The organism is Paenibacillus sp. BR1-192, from assembly GCF_029542445.1.
GTDB classification, from domain to species: Bacteria; Bacillota; Bacilli; order Paenibacillales; family Paenibacillaceae; genus Paenibacillus_AQ; species Paenibacillus_AQ lautus_A.
The window spans coordinates 1684275-1700819 of sequence record NZ_CP120718.1; the positions used below are offsets into that span (position 1 = coordinate 1684275).

General features: G+C 52.0%; 14 protein-coding genes and 1 riboswitch. Of the genes, 12 read left to right on the plus strand and 2 right to left on the minus strand.

Translation table 11 applies throughout. From position 1 onward, the window contains the following. The first annotated feature begins 107 nt into the window (after positions 1-107). From P0X86_RS07135 to P0X86_RS07165, 7 genes are all read left to right on the plus strand, one after another. Positions 108-3260, plus strand: coding sequence for a 5'-nucleotidase C-terminal domain-containing protein (locus tag P0X86_RS07135; protein ID WP_277748209.1), 3153 nt, complete (start codon positions 108-110; stop codon positions 3258-3260). Positions 3261-3890: 630 nt separating this feature from the next. Continuing rightward, positions 3891-4057, plus strand: a riboswitch (FMN riboswitch). A gap of 133 nt (positions 4058-4190) precedes the next feature. Then, positions 4191-5171: a DMT family transporter gene (locus P0X86_RS07140; RefSeq protein ID WP_090910621.1), complete on the plus strand. Its 981-nt coding sequence runs from the start codon at positions 4191-4193 to the stop codon at positions 5169-5171. A gap of 213 nt (positions 5172-5384) precedes the next feature. Further along, on the plus strand, positions 5385-5927 hold the full coding sequence (locus tag P0X86_RS07145) for an RNA polymerase sigma factor (RefSeq protein WP_277748210.1): 543 nt from the start codon (positions 5385-5387) through the stop codon (positions 5925-5927). A 61-nt stretch (positions 5928-5988) separates the two neighbouring features. Continuing rightward, positions 5989-6990: a hypothetical protein gene (locus P0X86_RS07150; protein WP_213580584.1), complete on the plus strand. Its 1002-nt coding sequence runs from the start codon at positions 5989-5991 to the stop codon at positions 6988-6990. Positions 6991-7338: 348 nt separating this feature from the next. Then, positions 7339-7845 (plus strand): type 2 periplasmic-binding domain-containing protein, encoded by a 507-nt coding sequence (locus P0X86_RS07155; protein ID WP_277748211.1) that lies wholly within the window; start codon positions 7339-7341, stop codon positions 7843-7845. Positions 7846-7938: 93 nt separating this feature from the next. Further along, positions 7939-8739 carry a Nif3-like dinuclear metal center hexameric protein gene (locus P0X86_RS07160; RefSeq protein WP_277748212.1) on the plus strand — a complete coding sequence of 267 codons (801 nt, stop codon included), beginning with the start codon at positions 7939-7941 and terminating at the stop codon, positions 8737-8739. A gap of 61 nt (positions 8740-8800) precedes the next feature. Beyond that, positions 8801-9475 (plus strand): GntR family transcriptional regulator, encoded by a 675-nt coding sequence (locus P0X86_RS07165; RefSeq protein ID WP_277748213.1) that lies wholly within the window; start codon positions 8801-8803, stop codon positions 9473-9475. Positions 9476-9563: 88 nt separating this feature from the next. Here P0X86_RS07165 and P0X86_RS07170 read toward each other — a convergent pair whose 3' ends face one another. After that, complete coding sequence (locus P0X86_RS07170) at positions 9564-10337, minus strand: sporulation protein (protein ID WP_009595388.1); 774 nt, start codon at positions 10335-10337, stop codon at positions 9564-9566. A 234-nt stretch (positions 10338-10571) separates the two neighbouring features. Here P0X86_RS07170 and rlmD point away from each other — a divergent pair, with 234 nt between their 5' ends. The 4 genes from rlmD (at position 10572) to P0X86_RS07190 (ending at position 14787) form a co-directional block, all read left to right on the plus strand. Continuing rightward, positions 10572-12170 carry a 23S rRNA (uracil(1939)-C(5))-methyltransferase RlmD gene (rlmD, locus tag P0X86_RS07175; RefSeq protein WP_277748214.1) on the plus strand — a complete coding sequence of 533 codons (1599 nt, stop codon included), beginning with the start codon at positions 10572-10574 and terminating at the stop codon, positions 12168-12170. A 275-nt stretch (positions 12171-12445) separates the two neighbouring features. Beyond that, the gene (locus tag P0X86_RS07180; protein WP_277748215.1) at positions 12446-13021 is read left to right on the plus strand and encodes a 50S ribosomal protein L25; all 576 of its coding nucleotides are present in this window, start codon (positions 12446-12448) and stop codon (positions 13019-13021) included. A gap of 254 nt (positions 13022-13275) precedes the next feature. Then, complete coding sequence (locus P0X86_RS07185) at positions 13276-14373, plus strand: leucine-rich repeat domain-containing protein (RefSeq protein WP_277748216.1); 1098 nt, start codon at positions 13276-13278, stop codon at positions 14371-14373. A 24-nt stretch (positions 14374-14397) separates the two neighbouring features. Continuing rightward, complete coding sequence (locus P0X86_RS07190) at positions 14398-14787, plus strand: iron chaperone (RefSeq protein WP_192569450.1); 390 nt, start codon at positions 14398-14400, stop codon at positions 14785-14787. Positions 14788-14833: 46 nt separating this feature from the next. Here the strand turns inward: P0X86_RS07190 and P0X86_RS07195 are convergent, their stop codons facing one another. Next, a complete protein-coding gene (locus P0X86_RS07195) occupies positions 14834-15262 on the minus strand; it encodes a GNAT family N-acetyltransferase (RefSeq protein WP_096775243.1) in 429 nt (142 codons plus the stop codon). A 350-nt stretch (positions 15263-15612) separates the two neighbouring features. Here P0X86_RS07195 and erm point away from each other — a divergent pair, with 350 nt between their 5' ends. Beyond that, a complete protein-coding gene (gene erm, locus P0X86_RS07200; RefSeq protein ID WP_277748217.1) occupies positions 15613-16485 on the plus strand; it encodes a 23S ribosomal RNA methyltransferase Erm in 873 nt (290 codons plus the stop codon). Positions 16486-16545 lie beyond the last annotated feature (60 nt).

Below are 16545 nucleotides of genomic sequence, written 5' to 3' on the forward strand. Positions count from 1 at the left end.
GACCGGAGGGACTGGACTTTATTCCGGCTTCGGACAGCCAAACAGGACGCCCGCTGCTGCTGGTTGCGAATGAAGTTAGCGGAACGGTGGTGCTGCTGGAGCTTCAGGTGACCAAAATTACGGTGGATAAGCCATCGCTCACGTTGAAAACGGGCGGGTCCCCGGAACCGTTGCAAGCAAGCGTTGAGCCCGTTCAGGGCGGATCGGCCGAGCTGGCTTGGCGTTCCTCCGACGAAACGGTAGCCGTCGTGGACCAAAACGGCCTGGTTACGCCGTTATCCGCAGGTGAAGCCGTGATCACCGTCCTGAGCAAGGATGGCTACGGTTCGGCGGAAGTATCGGTTAACGTAACGGACGGTTCGCCGGAAGGAGAACCGTGGAAGTTAACGGTGATGCATACCAACGATACCCATGCGCATCTGGCGGAAGTGGCCAGACGGGCTACGCTGGTTCAGGAGATCCGCAGCGAAGGCGGAAACAGCCTGCTGCTGGATGCTGGGGACGTCTTTTCCGGCGATCTGTATTTCACCAAATGGTTTGGGCTGGCTGATCTGGCCTTCATGAACTATATGGGGTATGACGCGATGACGTTCGGTAACCATGAATTCGATCAAGGCACCAAGACGCTTGCGGATTTCGTGAGCAAGGCGCATTTCCCGCTCGTCAGCGCGAACGTGGATCTTAGCCGCGACGCTAACATTTCACATTTGATTAACAAGCCGGCGGTTATCGATACCGATCAGCCCAAGACAACGGCAAATAGCGGGGTATACCCATACGTGACACTGCTGGTTGACGGCCAGAAGGTCGGGGTGTTCGGCTTAACGACCGAAGATACCGCGGAAACCTCCAGCCCGGGTAAAGACGTGGTCTTTCGTGACGCGGTGACCTCGGCTCAGGCTACCGTTGAGGCGATGGAGAAGGAGGGGCTGGACAAGATCATCGCCCTGTCCCACCTGGGGTACGCCAAAGATCTGACGCTGGCCGAAGCCGTCGAAGGCATCGACCTCATCGTCGGAGGTCATACCCATACGACGCTAAACGCGCCGGAAGTGGTGACGGACAGTCAGCATCATACCCCTACCGTCATCGTCCAAGCGAATGAGTGGGGCAAGTTCCTCGGCCGGGTAGATCTGCAGTTTGATAAAAACGGCGTTGTTCTCGTGGGAGACGGCGAACTTGGCGGGAAGCTGATCCCGGTAGACAACACGGTCCAGGAAGACACGCAAGCGAAGGATATGCTGGCTCCTTACAAAGCGGAATTGGAAGAACTGATGAAGCAGGTTATCGGCATTGCCGGAGTCGAGCTTGACGGCAAACGCGAGAATGTCCGCTCCAAGGAGACGAACCTGGGCAATCTGATAGCCGACGGCATGCTGGCTAAAGCCAAAGAGCTGAAAAACGCCGATATTGCCCTCACGAATGGCGGAGGCATCCGCGCCGCGATTGATGAAGGCGATATAACGATGGGCGAGCTGCGTACGGTGATGCCTTTCGGAAATACGCTGTTTGTTATGGACGTCACCGGACAGCAGCTGAAAGACGGGCTGGAAAACGGAATAAGCGGTGCCAAACTGGCGGATCTGCCAGGGAAGTTCCCGCAAATCGCCGGGATGAAATTCAAGTGGGATCCTAGCGCTCCGGCAGGAGATAAAGTGTTCGACGTACAGATCATGAAAGACGGCAGCTACAAACCTCTGGTATTGACCGAAACGTACCGGATGGCAACGAACAGCTTTGTAGCCAAGGGCGGAGATGGATATAAATCCTTTGCCGATGCGATTGCCGAAGGGAAATACAACGAGGATTTGGGTTACCCGGATTATGAAATTTTCATGGAGTATGTGAACAAGCTGGGCGGTAAGGTATCGCCGAAGGTCGAGGGCCGAATTACGGAGCAGAAGAAGCCGGCGAATCCTGGCGGCGGCTCTTCTCCCGGATCAGGATCAGGCGGTTCGGGAGGCGGCACGGTAACGCAGCCTACAACGCAGCCTACTCCTCCTGCTACTGGCGGAAATGCATCCGAGCCAAACGTGATGACAGGCAATAGTTTGAATATCAGCGCTGCTTCAGGCGGAACGATGGACCGCATTACGGTAAAGGAAGAGGTGTGGAAAAAGGCCGTAAGCGGCTTGTCCGCGAACGGGCAGCAGGAATTGATTATTCGGGCTCCTGAATTGAACCGTGCCGCGGAGCTGTCCCTTCCCGCAGCAGGCCTGAAGCAGGCCATGGAACGGAATCCGAAGGCAACCCTGGTGCTGGAGACCGCACTTGGAGCCTTCCGTCTTCCGATAACGGCTCTGCCTCTGGATGAGGCTCTGGAGACGGCACAAGGGTCCGGCAACATCCAGGTGCAGATGTCGGTGGCTCCCGCAGCAGGCAAGGTAGCGGACGCTATGACAAGCAAGGCCACTTCCATGGGCGCCTCGTTGGCAGCCAATGGAGGACTGCGGTTCGGCGCAGCGGTTGGAGCGCCTGGCGCAGAGCAGGAACTGAAGGATTTCGGGAAGCGCGTCATCAGCCGTATCATGCCGCTGCCGGCAGGGATGAATCCGGATTCGCTTGCTGCCGTCATTTATGACGAAGCGGCGGGGACTTTCCGGTTTGTACCGGCCGTAAGGACGACATGGAACGGTAAAGCGGCGATCGAAGTCAAGCATGCCGGAAACGGCGTTTATGCGCTGCTGCAATACAAGAAGACGTTTGCGGATCTTGACGGCCACTGGGCGCAATCGGAAATCGAATCCATGGCTTCCAAGCTGCTCGTGAACGGAGTCAACGCGGACTCCTATGCACCGGGCAAGGCGATCACGCGAGCTGAATTTACGGCCATGCTCGTCCGTGCGATGGGTCTCAGCCCGGTCATCGAGAGCGGTGCATTCAAGGATGTTCAGGATCATTCCGCGTATGCCGGCGAGATTGGCGCAGCCTCGCGCTACGGCTTGATCGAGGGCTGCAACGGCGGTGCCTTCTCGCCGAATGCCAGCATGACCCGAGCGGAAATGGCTGTAATGATCACCCGGGCCATGGAGGCGGTGAATCCGGCAGACCTATCCAACCAGGGTGCGAATGCCGTTGCCGGATTCAAGGATCAGGCATCCATTCCGGTTTGGGCGGCTGCCCATGTGGCCAGTCTTACTAAGCAAGGCATCGTACAGGGTGACAACCAAGGCAATTTCGGAGCACTCGATTCGGTCACACGTGCGCAAGCAGCACTCGTACTGAAGCGTACTTTGACAGCGTTGAAGTTTATGAACTGATCGAAGCAGGATAGCATTTCATGATTAGACCGTCCTTAAGGTGGATTGAAACCTTGAGGGCGGTCTTTTTTGCATACTCAGGCAGATGGCAACCGGTTAAAGCGAAGCGATCAGGCATCCGATACATTTATTAAGGGATGGATATAACGACCTGATAACGATCTGATAAGGATCTGATAAGGATGGAGTTCATGCGCATTGAATCTGAATATACATATTGGAAGCAAAGTATTGCTGAGTGAGACGAAGGAATCGGAGGAAGCAGTTGCGGAGAGTGTTCTCGGCTGGTATCTAAGCCTTATGGGAACGGAATGAGCCTTAATACCGAGGAAGCGCTGGAGCTGCTGAATCTTCAGCAGGAGCGGCCGCTGTTCAAGTCAGAAGGTATTCGAGATAACCATGAAGATGGTAAAAAATCATGCTGGTAACAAATTGATACTTGCTGTATAATTCTCAGTAAGTATTGGATGAACGTGAGATTTTTCATTGTATTCAAGTCTAATTTCGTTTATTTTGAAAATAGATGTATTTACATGAAAGGATTCATGTTATAATTTCAATATAACAACTAAAGTTTATAGGAATTATCGGTTAATTAGTGATTAAGGCATTACAAAATAAAACATGAATATGGATCTTCGGGGTAAGGTGAAATTCCTGACCGGCGGTGATGGTTCGTTCCTTCGCGAACGAACCCAAGCCCGCGACTCTCTGCGTTCTGTATCCAACATGAATGCAGCGACTGACTTGGTGCAATTCCAAGGCCGACGGTAAAGTCCGGATGGGAGAAGATCAAAGATGAGTTTGCCGTGAATGCGAATATTCCATTCGGCGCAGGCTTATTTGATCAGCCCCCGTATACGTCGGCCATGCCGATGACGGGGGCTTTCTGCTAGTAAGACCTCCGTATTCAAGACAGGAGAGGGCAAGATGAGTAATATGAATACCGGGATCAAGGTGAAACCTTATGGTTCCGACACACAGGCAAGTCGACGTTTTAAAGGAGGGTTCTGGCTCGTTGTTTTGGGGGCCGCCCTGTGGGGCGTTGACCCGTTATTTCGGGTCATTCTGCTCAAGAATCTGACTTCGGCTCAGATCGTTTTGCTCGAACATATCATTATTTCCTTGATTGCGATTCCTGTATTGTGGAAGAACCGGGAGGAACTTAAGAGCCTGGGCTGGAATCATGTCGGCGCACTGCTGTTTATATCCTGGGGCGGTTCGGCATTGGCTACCGTATTGTTCACGATGGGGCTGTCGAGCGGCAATCTGAATGCCGTCCTGCTGCTGCAGAAGCTGCAGCCGCTGTTTGCCATCATTCTGGCCAGCCTGCTTCTGAAAGAGAAGCTTCCGCGCCATTTCGGGATCCTGCTTATCATCGCTTTGGCAGGCACGTATTTACTCACCTTCGGCTTAACCCTGCCGATCGGCCATTGGAACGAGTTTGTTCAAGTCGGCAGCCTCCTGTCCTTAGGCGCAGCAGCCTTATGGGGCGGCTCAACGGTCATGGGACGCTTGATGGTAGGCAAACTGAAGTATGAGACGGTAACCTCGCTTCGTTTCGTGCTCGCGCTGCCGCTCCTGACCGTCATTACTTGGAGCGAAGGGGCAGCTTGGAATATGCCGGCATGGGGCACAGGCGCCTTTGCCTTGGTATCGCTGAACCTGATCGGGCAGGCACTGCTGCCGGGTCTGCTGAGCTTGCTGGTGTACTATAAAGGGCTGACCACGACCAAAGCCTCTGTCGCAACGCTGGCTGAATTGAGTTTTCCCATGGTGGGCGTGCTCATCAACTGGATTGTATTCCAGCAAATCGTGACAGGGCCTCAGCTCCTAGGATTCCTGCTGATTTGGATCGTGCTGTTCATCATATCGAGACAGCAATCCGAGGCTTCTCCGCAATTGCAATAAAATCATACGTTTGTAGAAAAAGCCGATCCGATGGGGTCGGCTTTTTTTGCCGTTACTCCAAGCAAAGCTACTCCAATCCGTTTGCATGGCGAAACGATTATTTTTTCAAAAGATGTGTAGGGTTTCCGGAATTAAAGGTGTCTTATATAGTAGCACGGGATTTGTGGCTTGGTTCTACCAACAGAGATGATTATATAAGAGGGGGAGGATCCCATGGAGGATCAGACATTGCTGGATGGGCTAGCGAGGAAAGATCCGCGATGTTTTGAAACATTGGTTGACCGCTATTCACGCTACATAGCCGCGGTGGTTGCTAAGGTGGCAGGAGGGCGGTTTAATTCCTTCGATGTGGAGGAGATCACCGGGGACGTGATGGTCAAGCTGTGGACAGACGGGACAAAAATCATGCTGCGCGGAGATAGTCTCAAGCCTTATCTGGCGATAGCCGCGCGTAATCATACCTTGAATGCATTGCGAAAGAGGCAGCGGGTCATTGAATCCGAATTGGAAGATGACGCCGTTTCTTGTCCCTCTGCGGAGGCACTGGCTATTCTGCGGCAGGAGAAGGAAACGATAAGCGGCATGGTACAGGGGATGGGCGAACCGGATCGCGAAATATTCATCCGCAGGTACTTTTATTTAGAGAAAGTCCGCGATATTGCAAGCCGGCTGAATATGCAGGAGAAGGCCGTCACCGCCCGGATCCGCCGGGCAAGGGACAAACTGCGCATACATTATGAAACCGAGAATCCGTAGGATTTCTATAAAGACCGTGTCTATAGGAGTGAAGCTTCAAATCGATTGCGAAAGGGGATGGATGCAAGTGAAGCGGCGAATTGTAGATATCATGGCCAATATCGACAATCAGGAGCTGGACAATCTCCTCCTTACGGAGGAAGAAGAACGCGAGTTAACGCAGCAGATCAGTATGGAACGGATCAAGAGCCGAGCGATGAAGCGTATTCAAGAGGAGGAAACGATGGTGTTTAAAAACAGGAAAGTGAAAAAATATAAAGCCAGTATCGTTATCGCTGCCGCGATGATTATGATACTTAGCACGACCGCTTTTGCGAGCCAATACATGGATAGCTTGAAGCAGTTCTTCGGTCAATCCGCGTCCATTGCGGAAGACGAACGGTCACCTATACAAGGGACGGATACAGCATCCGGGGTAACCATGAATGTTGAAGAAGGGGTTTATGTCGGCAACAGCGGTTATTTGGTGGTCAGTTTCATGAAAGAGGACGGCATGCCATTCCCCGAGGGTGCTTCGATCCCCCTACTTGAACTGAAAACGGAGCAGAGTGTGAATTATATGGTGGGGCAGCAGCTTCTTGACGACAACAAAAAGCTTGTCGGCGTGTTTGAGATGGATGCGATGAATGACCTCGAGGGACTGAAGGCACGGATCACAGCCGATCGAATCATGTCAGCGGACAACGCCCAAGCCGTTGAAGGCCCTTGGAATGTGCAATTCACCATTTCTCCGGGCAAGCAAAGAGAACAGAGTTTGAATCTGGCAATTGATGAGGGTAAGGAAGCACTGTCTCTCCACACCATTAGTGTTTCATCCATCGGTGTAGCCATCGAAGGCAAGCGTACCGACGGTGAGCTGGATAAACTGCCGGACTATACGCCGGAGGTTAAGGTCATCGCCGCGGACGGATCGGAATTGAAGCTTCACGCCAGCTCGACAAGCACCACGAAGAGCGGATTTCAGTGGCTGTATAATCTGGACAGCAAGAATAACCTCGTATTTCTGGGGGATATGGACATCAAAAGCGTCAGCATTGACGGCAACGTGACGGAGCTGAAATAAATATAAAGCCGGCATGGGGAAACCATAAAGGGGCAGAAGCGAAGGCTTCTGCCCCTTATCCATGATGAATACCTCGGGCAGCAATGGAACCCGAAAACCGTGAAGCAGCAGGCCATAGCCTGAATGCTCACGGTTTTTTTGCAGCTTGGGATCCGAATTTTATACATGAGAAAAAAATGTATTGAAATTGAAGAAAACGTCCATTACAATGAAACCAATTGCCATACTAGTTATACTAGTATACAAAATTACGACTCTCTACATAAGTGAAAGCAGCAGCGGAATCTATTGAATCTAACGCTCCAAATGAGGGAGTCTATTCTTTAAGTCAAATATGTAAGCGCTTAATTGCACAAGCTGGTGGACGAAGGACTGCTGGACAAAGAGAGCTTTACCCAGGATGACGATCAGGCCGTGCAAAAATTCGTGACCGGCAAATCCTTCATCATCAACGGCAACTCCCAGACCGTGGTCCAGCACCGCACCGATATGGACAAAACGCTGGGCGAAGGCAAGTATGCCATCAGCAAAATCACGGTTCCCGGCGGCACGACCGAGCTGCTGCAATCCATGTTTAGCGAGGAAGAGCAGCAGTTCCAGAAGAGCATGAGCGAAACAAAAACGGTTGTGAAGCCGGAACCGCCGATTCCATACTCGGTAGAAGAGCGCGAGCGAGTGACGCTTTTGAGCACGCCGCTGAAGGACTACACGGATCAGAACACGCTGAAGTTCATTCTGGGCGACCGCGATCTCGCCGAGTACGACAAGTTCGTGCAAGAGCTGGATAGCCAGGGCGTGGGGCAATACCTGGAGATTGCGAATAAAACGTATAAAAAATATAAAGAGCAACCATAACCAACGGATCGACAGGCTGCCGTTTCTTGATGGAAGGGCAGCCTGTTTTTCGGTTCGGCCGTTTGCGTTGGTTCCCAAGGAGGGCATTCCAGATTGCGAGTCACCGTTCAAGACATCATCAACCGCTTAACAGAGCCCGCAGGATTTCTTGAATCCAAGGTGGACAGGGTTACGGCAGGAAGCGCCGAAGCGGTGGTTCACGGCATTGCCGTCACGTTTGCGGCATCGTATTCGGTTCTGCAGAGAGCGGTCGAAGTTGGGGCCAACCTTGTCATTACCCATGAAGGGGCGTTTTACAGCCATCAGGAGGAGGGATATGAGGGGGTGGAGGCGAGTCCTGTCTTTCAGGATAAACTCCGCTTGATGGAGTCCGGGGATCTGACGATTTACCGGTTCCATGATGCGCCTCACCGATACGTTCCCGATATCATGACGCAAGGACTGGTTCAGGCGCTGGATTGGGAAGTTTATGTCGATAAGCATCTTAAGGCAGCGGTCATTGTCACGCTGCCGGAAGAGATGAGCCTGCCGGATATTGCGGAGCATGTAAAAAGAAAGCTGAATCTTCCTTACCTTCGTTATGTCGGTAATCGAAGCAGCATATGCTCCAGAATCGGCATAACCGTGGGCTATCGCGGCGGCGGCGCGCATGCCATTCCCCTCTGCCTGAAGGAGTCGCTGGATCTTCTCATCGCAGGGGAAGGTCCGGAATGGGAGACGCCTGAATACATGGGCGATGCGGCGGCGCAGGGGAGGGGCCCGTCCCTGCTTCTGCTCGGCCATGCTGCCAGCGAGGAGCCCGGCATGGCCTGCGTGGCCAATAGGCTGCGGGAGTTTTTTCCGGGGATTCCTATACATTATATACCGTCCGGGCCTTTGATTCGGGTAATATAGAGGGAAGGGTAACTTTAAGCAAAGAGAACATAGAGCATTTAAGAAAGAGGTAGCGATATATATGTCAACAGAGCAAAAGATTAAAGGCTCTACCAGAGAGTATTCTTATCAGCTATTGAAGGATCGGATATTTCATCTGGAGCTGGAGCCGGGTACGAAAATCTCGGAAAAAGAAATTGCGGATGAATTGAACGTCAGCCGGACACCGGTCCGGGAAGCGTTCATGAAGCTTGCGGAGGAAGAGCTGCTGGACATCATTCCGCAAAGCGGGACGATCGTATCCCGTATTAATCTTCGGCATGTTGAGGAAGGCCGATTTATCAGGGAGAAGATCGAGAAGGAAATCGTGGCCCTCGCCTGCGGTTCTTTTCCCGAAGAGTTCCGCTTCCGCCTGGAAACCAATATTGCGCTGCAGGACGTGTGCGCGGGCAACCATAACTTCTATAAGCTGTTTGAGCTGGACGAGGAGTTCCACCAAATTCTGTTTGAGGGGACGGGCAAAGAACGGACCTGGAAGATGCTGCAGCAATTGAACATCCATTTCAACCGTCTGCGGCTGCTTCACCTGTCCAAGGACTCCAACTGGGAGAATATTATCTCGCAGCATAAAGAAATGTATCAGTTGATCGTCAATCGGCAGGCGGAGCAAGCCATGAACGTGATGGAGCGTCATCTGCGCCTCGTCGTTGTGGAGCAGGATATTTTGCGAGAGAAGTATCCGCATTATTTCATTTAAGCATCGATATACATTCATCATTCAAAAATAATGGCCCGCAGGAGAGTCGCCTTGGAATCTAGCGACCTGCCTTGCGGGCCATTTTTCATTAAATCGATCTGCGGATGACACGGTCCAGAATTTGGGCCACGTGGGATGGCCCCTGGGCCAGATCCTGCTTGTCGAGGGTTACCCAGGAGTGCTGTTCATCCATATCGAGCGAACGCTGGAGCCAGCCTGAAACGCCTCTGCCTCTCCGGTCGACTTCGACCAGGATGGAAATCCCCTCCTGCTCCGGATAGAGAATCAATTCAAGCTCTTTGATATGACCCGCATAGGAGGAGCCGGGATAAAATTCAATTTCCTGCACGAATGGAACACCCTGGCCGAGCCGCGGATGATATTCGCATGTTGCTATTTTGAAGCTGAAGCCAAGCGCTTCGACGGCGTCGAACACAATGGATGCGTCCTCGTTCGGTTCGACGTCGATGAAATCGCGGTCCTTCGGATCGATGGCATTATCGATATCGAGTCCGGTGTGGATCCAGACCGGCTGCCGCGAAATGGTGAGCGGCGTTTCCAGCGGCAAAGGAAAGGCGAACGGAATTTCCTGCTGATCGCCAGGCTTCAACGTGAGGCGGCTTGAGACGTTGACTTTTGCAATGGTATAGGATTCTATGTATTTCTTGTCGTCGCTTTCCCTGGTATATTCCGTCATCAATTTCAAATAGATGCGGTCGACCGTCTGCTCTACGTTGCCTCCCTTAATGTGAATGATTCCGCGTACTTCTTCACCCGGATAATAGGAGGATTTTTCGAGGTGCGTATCGATCTGGGCGGCTCCAATTCCTACACTGGCTAGCATTTTGTTAAAAAACGACATAAAAGATACCTCCATAAGAGAATGTATGATAATGGAATTATACGCTGGAGGATCGTCTCTGGTTTCCATATCGAAAAAATATTTTTTGTGGTTTTTTGCGGAGTCAAGATGTTGGCGCCAATGAAGCGAAAGAATCCCCGTATGACACCGGGAAAAAGTACATGGCTCGTTCGCATTCGCGGGTCCGGCATGGTATATTGGACACGATACCATTAAGGATGGAGCAATCAAGGCATGAGTGAACAACGGCGTTCCGGACAAGGAACCAACAACAGCAAATCAGCGGCATACGGGAAGAAGCCTGGTGAGCGGACTGCAGCGAACAAAGCAGGGGCAAAGCCGACCTTTCAACGTGACCGTATGAAGAACAGCAATTCGTCGTCGGCATCCCCGCATGCGAAGGGGAGACGAGCGGATCAATATAAGCAAGGGGTACGCGGACCGAAGCCGTCATCCGGGCGCGAGCATGCGGATGAGCTGCAGGCCGGGGACGTGATTGTCGTTACGATCAAACGCCTCGGCATTAACGGCGAGGGAGTGGGTTACTACCGCCGCAAGGCGGTGTTTATCGATGGAGCGATCACGAATGAGGTGGTCAAAGCCGAGGTGAGGGAGGTTCGGCCTAAATTTATCAAGGCGCAGCTGCTGGAAGTGGAGAAGCGTTCGCCTCACCGGATAGAGCCCCCTTGCCCGGTATTCGGCATTTGCGGCGGATGCCAAATTCAGCATATTTCCTATGAGGGACAGCTGCAGGCGAAGACGGATATCGTGCGCGAAGCGTTCAGCCGCTACGCGGGATTGGACGATGTCAAGTTTAAGCCGATTCTCGGGATGGAGCATCCATGGGACTACCGGAACAAAGCCCAGCTGCAGCTGAAACGGAAGGGCCGTGAAGTGATCGCAGGGCTCTATGAAGCGGACAGCCATACGATTGTGGATATCAGCGGCTGCCCGATTCAGCATCCGAAGGTCAATGAAGCGGTGGAGAAGGTCAAATCCGTACTCGAGGAATTGCGGATACCGCTTTATAAGGAGAATGGTGCCAAGGATGGCGTACGGACGATCGTAGTCCGTCACGGCTTCCAATCCGGGGAATTGCAGGTGACGCTGATCACGGCTGGAAGCAAGCTGCCAAGGCAGGACGATCTCGTTCGTATGCTGCGCCTTACCATTCCGGAGGTAAGCGGAATTTCACTCAATATCAATCCGAAGAAAACCTCGCTCATCTTCGGAGACCGGACAATCTCGCTATGGGGCACCGAGAGCATGCAGGAATCGCTGAGCGACCTGCAGTTCTCGCTTTCGCCGAGAGCGTTCTTCCAGCTGAATCCGCAGCAGACCGTCAAGCTGTACGAGTCGGTCCGGGCGGCAGCGGGGCTGACCGGGAAGGAAACCGTCATCGACGCCTACTGCGGCACCGGCACGATCGGCTTGTGGCTTGCGCCGTATGCCAAGGAGGTGCGCGGAATCGAGACGATTCCCGAAGCCGTCGAGGACGCCAAGGCGAATGCACAGCGGAACGGAAGGGCTAACGCCAGCTTCCACGTCGGCCAAGCCGAAGAGCTGCTGCCGCGCTGGGTCAAGGAAGGCATGAAGCCGGACGTCATCATTGCCGACCCGCCGCGCACCGGCCTGGACCCGCGCTTCCTGGAAACGGTGCTCCGCACCAAGCCGAAGCGGTTTGTATACGTATCCTGCAACCCTTCGACCTTAGCCAAAGATTGCAAGGTGCTTCTGGACGGCGGCTACGAGCTTGAATGGACGCAGCCGGTCGATATGTTCCCTCAAACCAGCCATGTGGAGGCAGTCCTATTGATGAAGCTGAAATCATAGAAGCCATATGATGGCTTCATGTAAGCGAGTTTCCATTTTCGCTTTGGTCGACAACGCCCCCTTTCTATGATATGGTAGCAAGTAATTAGGCATTTCGTTCCCATGGAACGAGGTGCCTTCTCGCATATATAAAAGGTTTTTACATTAAATGTCTATCTGGAGGTGATGCAATGGTGCTCCTGATTTCCCCGCTACGGGGGAGAAATCCGTAGTTCATAACGGACGATCGATGGAGAGTGCACCCAATTAACGATAATCTGAGGAGTGTTGTTGAGATGAGAGTAAATTTACGAGCAGAAACGCGCGCTGCGATGAACAAAACCGGACTGAAGCAGCTTCGTCTTTCGGGACGAATTCCGGCGGTTGTATTTGGCACAGGGGAAAACAATATGATGATTCAACTGTCCGCCAAAGAGTTCGGCAAATGGGCACGGAACGGCAAAGGAGGGATCCTTGAGCTTCATTTTGAAGATCGGGAGCCGATTCCGGTTTTGCTGGAGTCCGTTCAGCGTGATCCGGTAACTCGTGAATACATTCATGTCGACTTTTTACGTATCAATATAAATGAAGTTGTGCGGACGAGAGTGAATCTCGATTACATCGGCACCGCAAAAGGAGCCAAATTGGGAGGAGTCGTCCAAATCCAAAGCACGTTCATCGAGATCGAGTCCCTCCCGGACCAAATTCCTGCCACGATTCCCGTTGAAATCAGCAGACTAGAGATCGGGAATTCGCTGCATGTCGGGGATCTCAAGCTGCCCGACGGCGTCGTGCCGATTTCTTCGGCCAACGAGCTGCTTGTATCGGTGGTAACGCCGAAAGTCCAGTCGGAACAACCGGAGGCTATGTAGCTTCTGCTGCCGGCAATTGCTTCCCGAATATCGGGAAGCAATTGCCGTTTTTTTCGTTAATGCCCTTGATCGGAATCCGCGCTGGCAGAGGAAAGCTCTTTACCCGTCGATTTCTTCCATAATTATCCTGGGAAGTAGGTAGAAAGACCCCTGATCTTTTCAAAAGGGAACCCTATAATGGAATTGCGGGAAGTCGGACATCGGAATCCCGGTTAAGCATGAATCGATCAGGAGCTTGCCCTAAGGAGGACGCGATGGATATAACCCAGGATTTCATAGATGAACGATTCAAAGCTTATGTGCTCGAAACCTATTGCGGGAACCGTGAACGGATTCAGGCGGGCGATGTAGAACATATTATATCGCTGCAGCTTTCAAATCATGGATACTCAAGCCTGAATGGGATCGAGCATTTCGCGTCGCTGGAAGAGCTGGATTGCTCGTCCAATAGCTTGACGGAGCTTGATCTCAGCAAGAATAGCAACTTGAAAACGCTAAATTGCGGATTTAACCGAATTCGAAATTTGGATGTCAGTCACAACGCCAAGCTGACGAAGCTGGTCTGTTACTGGAATATTCTATCGGAGCTGCGGCTCGAGCAGAACGTGGATTTAACGGAGCTGGATTGCAGCTACAACTCCCTGTTTGCTTTGGAGCTGCATCAGAACCCCCGGATAACCTATCTCCATTGCGCAAACAATTATTTAATGAGCTTACACCTGGAGGACTGTCCGGACTTGATCGAAATCCGCTGCAACCACAATCATCTGACGAAGCTGGACGTAACCGGAAATCCTTCGCTGCAAAGCTTGAGATGCTTCAATAATCACATCACCGAATTGGATCTCAATCGCAATGTGCTATTAACGGAGCTCTATTGCTCGGAGAACAAAATCTCCAAACTGGATACGCATCGTAATCCCAAGCTGGAGCGGCTGAACCATTCCAACAATCTCATCATGGAGCCGGACCATACCGTTAAGGACGTTGGGACCTTCGAATACGATGTCTCGCTGTCTTTCTACGGGGCCAGGCTTCAATGGAAGGAGACGGAGCTCTCCGTCAGCACGGAGGCCTCTGCCGAAGCGGATATGAACCGGCTGTCCCCGGTCATCCGGAATGCCTGGGCGAATTTTGGGGAGCTGAACGATCGGGCGCTGGATCTGATTGCCGGGATGCACCCCGGCGAAGACGTGAACGAGTTGGTTCTATCCGAGCTTGCCTTCGACAAGGACGGCACGTTTCGGCTAGGGTATGATGCAGGCGATACGCCGGCCGGACAACTATACATATACGTCCTGTTTAACGACAAGCTTGAAATGAACGGGGATCTCGTTTATGAAACGTATTAACCTGCGAAAGGGCTGTTATATCTGATGAAAGACGATAAAATCGTATACGGGTCGATCGACGATTACATTTCCGGCTTTGCTCCGGAGGTCCAGGATATCCTGCAGACATTAAGGCATGTGATTCAGGAAACAGCCCCGGAAGCCAAGGAAAAAATCAGCTACCAGATGCCAACCTTCGACCTCCACGGGAACCTCGTGCATTTTGCGGCATTCAAGAAACATATCGGCTTTTACCCCGCGCCCAGCGGGATCGAGGCGTTCCAAGATGAGCTGAAGGTATATCATGCGTCCAAGGGAACCTTGAAATTTCCGATCGATCAGCCGCTGCCTTATGACCTGATACGCCGAATCGTCCAATATCGGGTTCAGCAAAACCTGGAGAAGGCAGAAAGCAAAGCGAAAAAGAAGAGGTAGGCGAAGTGCTCGGGAGGGGAAGGCAGCCTTGCTGCCTTCTTTTATCTTATAGAGTTTTCTTCATATAGTAGTGGGTATGCCGCCCGGCGTTCTCGATTTTGCCATACACTTCGTAACCCTGCTTAAGGTAAAAATCCAAGGCTTGAAAGCTCAGCGTATCCAATTTAACGAACTCGCATTGCTTCTCCTTCGCGATGTCTTCGGCCTTGTTTAACAGTTTGGCGCCGTACCCCGATTGACGGAAGGGTTCATCCACGAACAAATAGTGGATCTCCAGCCAGTTCCAGCATATTTCCCCAACGACTCCGCCCAAAATCTGACCGTCCTCCTTCCTTAGCAACAAGTTGATTTCCTGGTAACGGCCTTTTAAATCGTCAGGGAAATGCTTCAGATTATACGCAATCATTTGGTTTCTTACGTAATGTTTGTCCACGCTATCGGTTTCGTTTGATTCATTCGTGAAATAGATATTCATATCGTTTTACTCCTTCTGGTATGCCGGATGCGAGGTGTTTGCCGGATTCGAATACGGGTTATGCTAGCTCTCCTCCTCAACATACCATATGTATTGCATGTACCGGCGGTAAAAAATCCTTTTAACAGAATGTACCCGTGAGCCCGCGGGGGGGCTATGTTATACTGTCATTGTTATTTTATCCGTTTCATCTAAGGGAGGATTGTCCTGACATGTGCTGCATCGCATTCATACGTATTCGTTAATGAGGGTACAGAACATCTACATCCATCCATTTTCATGTAAAAATGCGAAGGATTATTTGTGCTGTGCCTTTTTCATTACTATACGAATGAATGAGGTGCTTTTTTGTGTCCAAATATCATAAAACCCATCGTGAAAAGCTGAAGAAACCGTCCAACTTTTCCGCGCAGCATCTATTAATCAGCAAAAGGCTGATTCATGATATGATCGACTTGGCCCGGATTCGCTCCACCGATACCGTTCTTGATATCGGCGCGGGTACAGGGGCGTTAACCTTTCCGCTTGCAGAGAAAGCGGCACGCGTGCTCGCAATCGAGACGGATCCGGCATTTGTGGCTAAACTGCTGGGTAAGATGAAGGATAGCAGCAACATTCTCGTCAAGCAGTCGGATTTTCTGGAAATTCCGCTGCCGAGAAATCCATTTGCCGTCGTGGCCAATATTCCGTATTCGATCACCACGCCGATCATGGGGAAGCTTTTGGAGTGCCCCGGGCTCCCTCTGCAGCGGGCCGTACTGCTTGTGGAGATGGGGGCAGCCAAACGTTTTACGGCCGTTCCCATTCAAGATCCGCGAATTCTCAGCTGGAGGATGCAGTACGACATTCGGCTCGTGCGGACCGTTTCGCCCCGTCATTTTGCGCCGCCTCCTCAAGTGGATTCAGCCATTCTGACCATTCATCGGAGGAAGAAGCCGCTCATTGCCGCATCGCATCAGCCCAAGCTTACGGCGCTGGCCGCCTATGGGATGCGGGATGCCCGGCTGCCGTTATTTGCGGCTCTATCGGGCGTGTTTACACCTCCCCAGATGGCGAAGCTCGTTAAAGTGCTTAGAGTGGACCGAGAGCTCCCCGTCGGTCGGCTGAACGAAGAGCAGTGGGGGACCGTTTTTCATACGATGCTCCAGCATGTGCCGGCGAATTGCTGGCCGAAGCTTCGCAAGGGCGCCGGTAACAAGTCCAAGAAAAGAAAGCGACTTTGAAGCGTTAGCCAACACTTCGAATTCTCGCTTTTTGAAAAAAATCGCGAAATCCTCTTGACC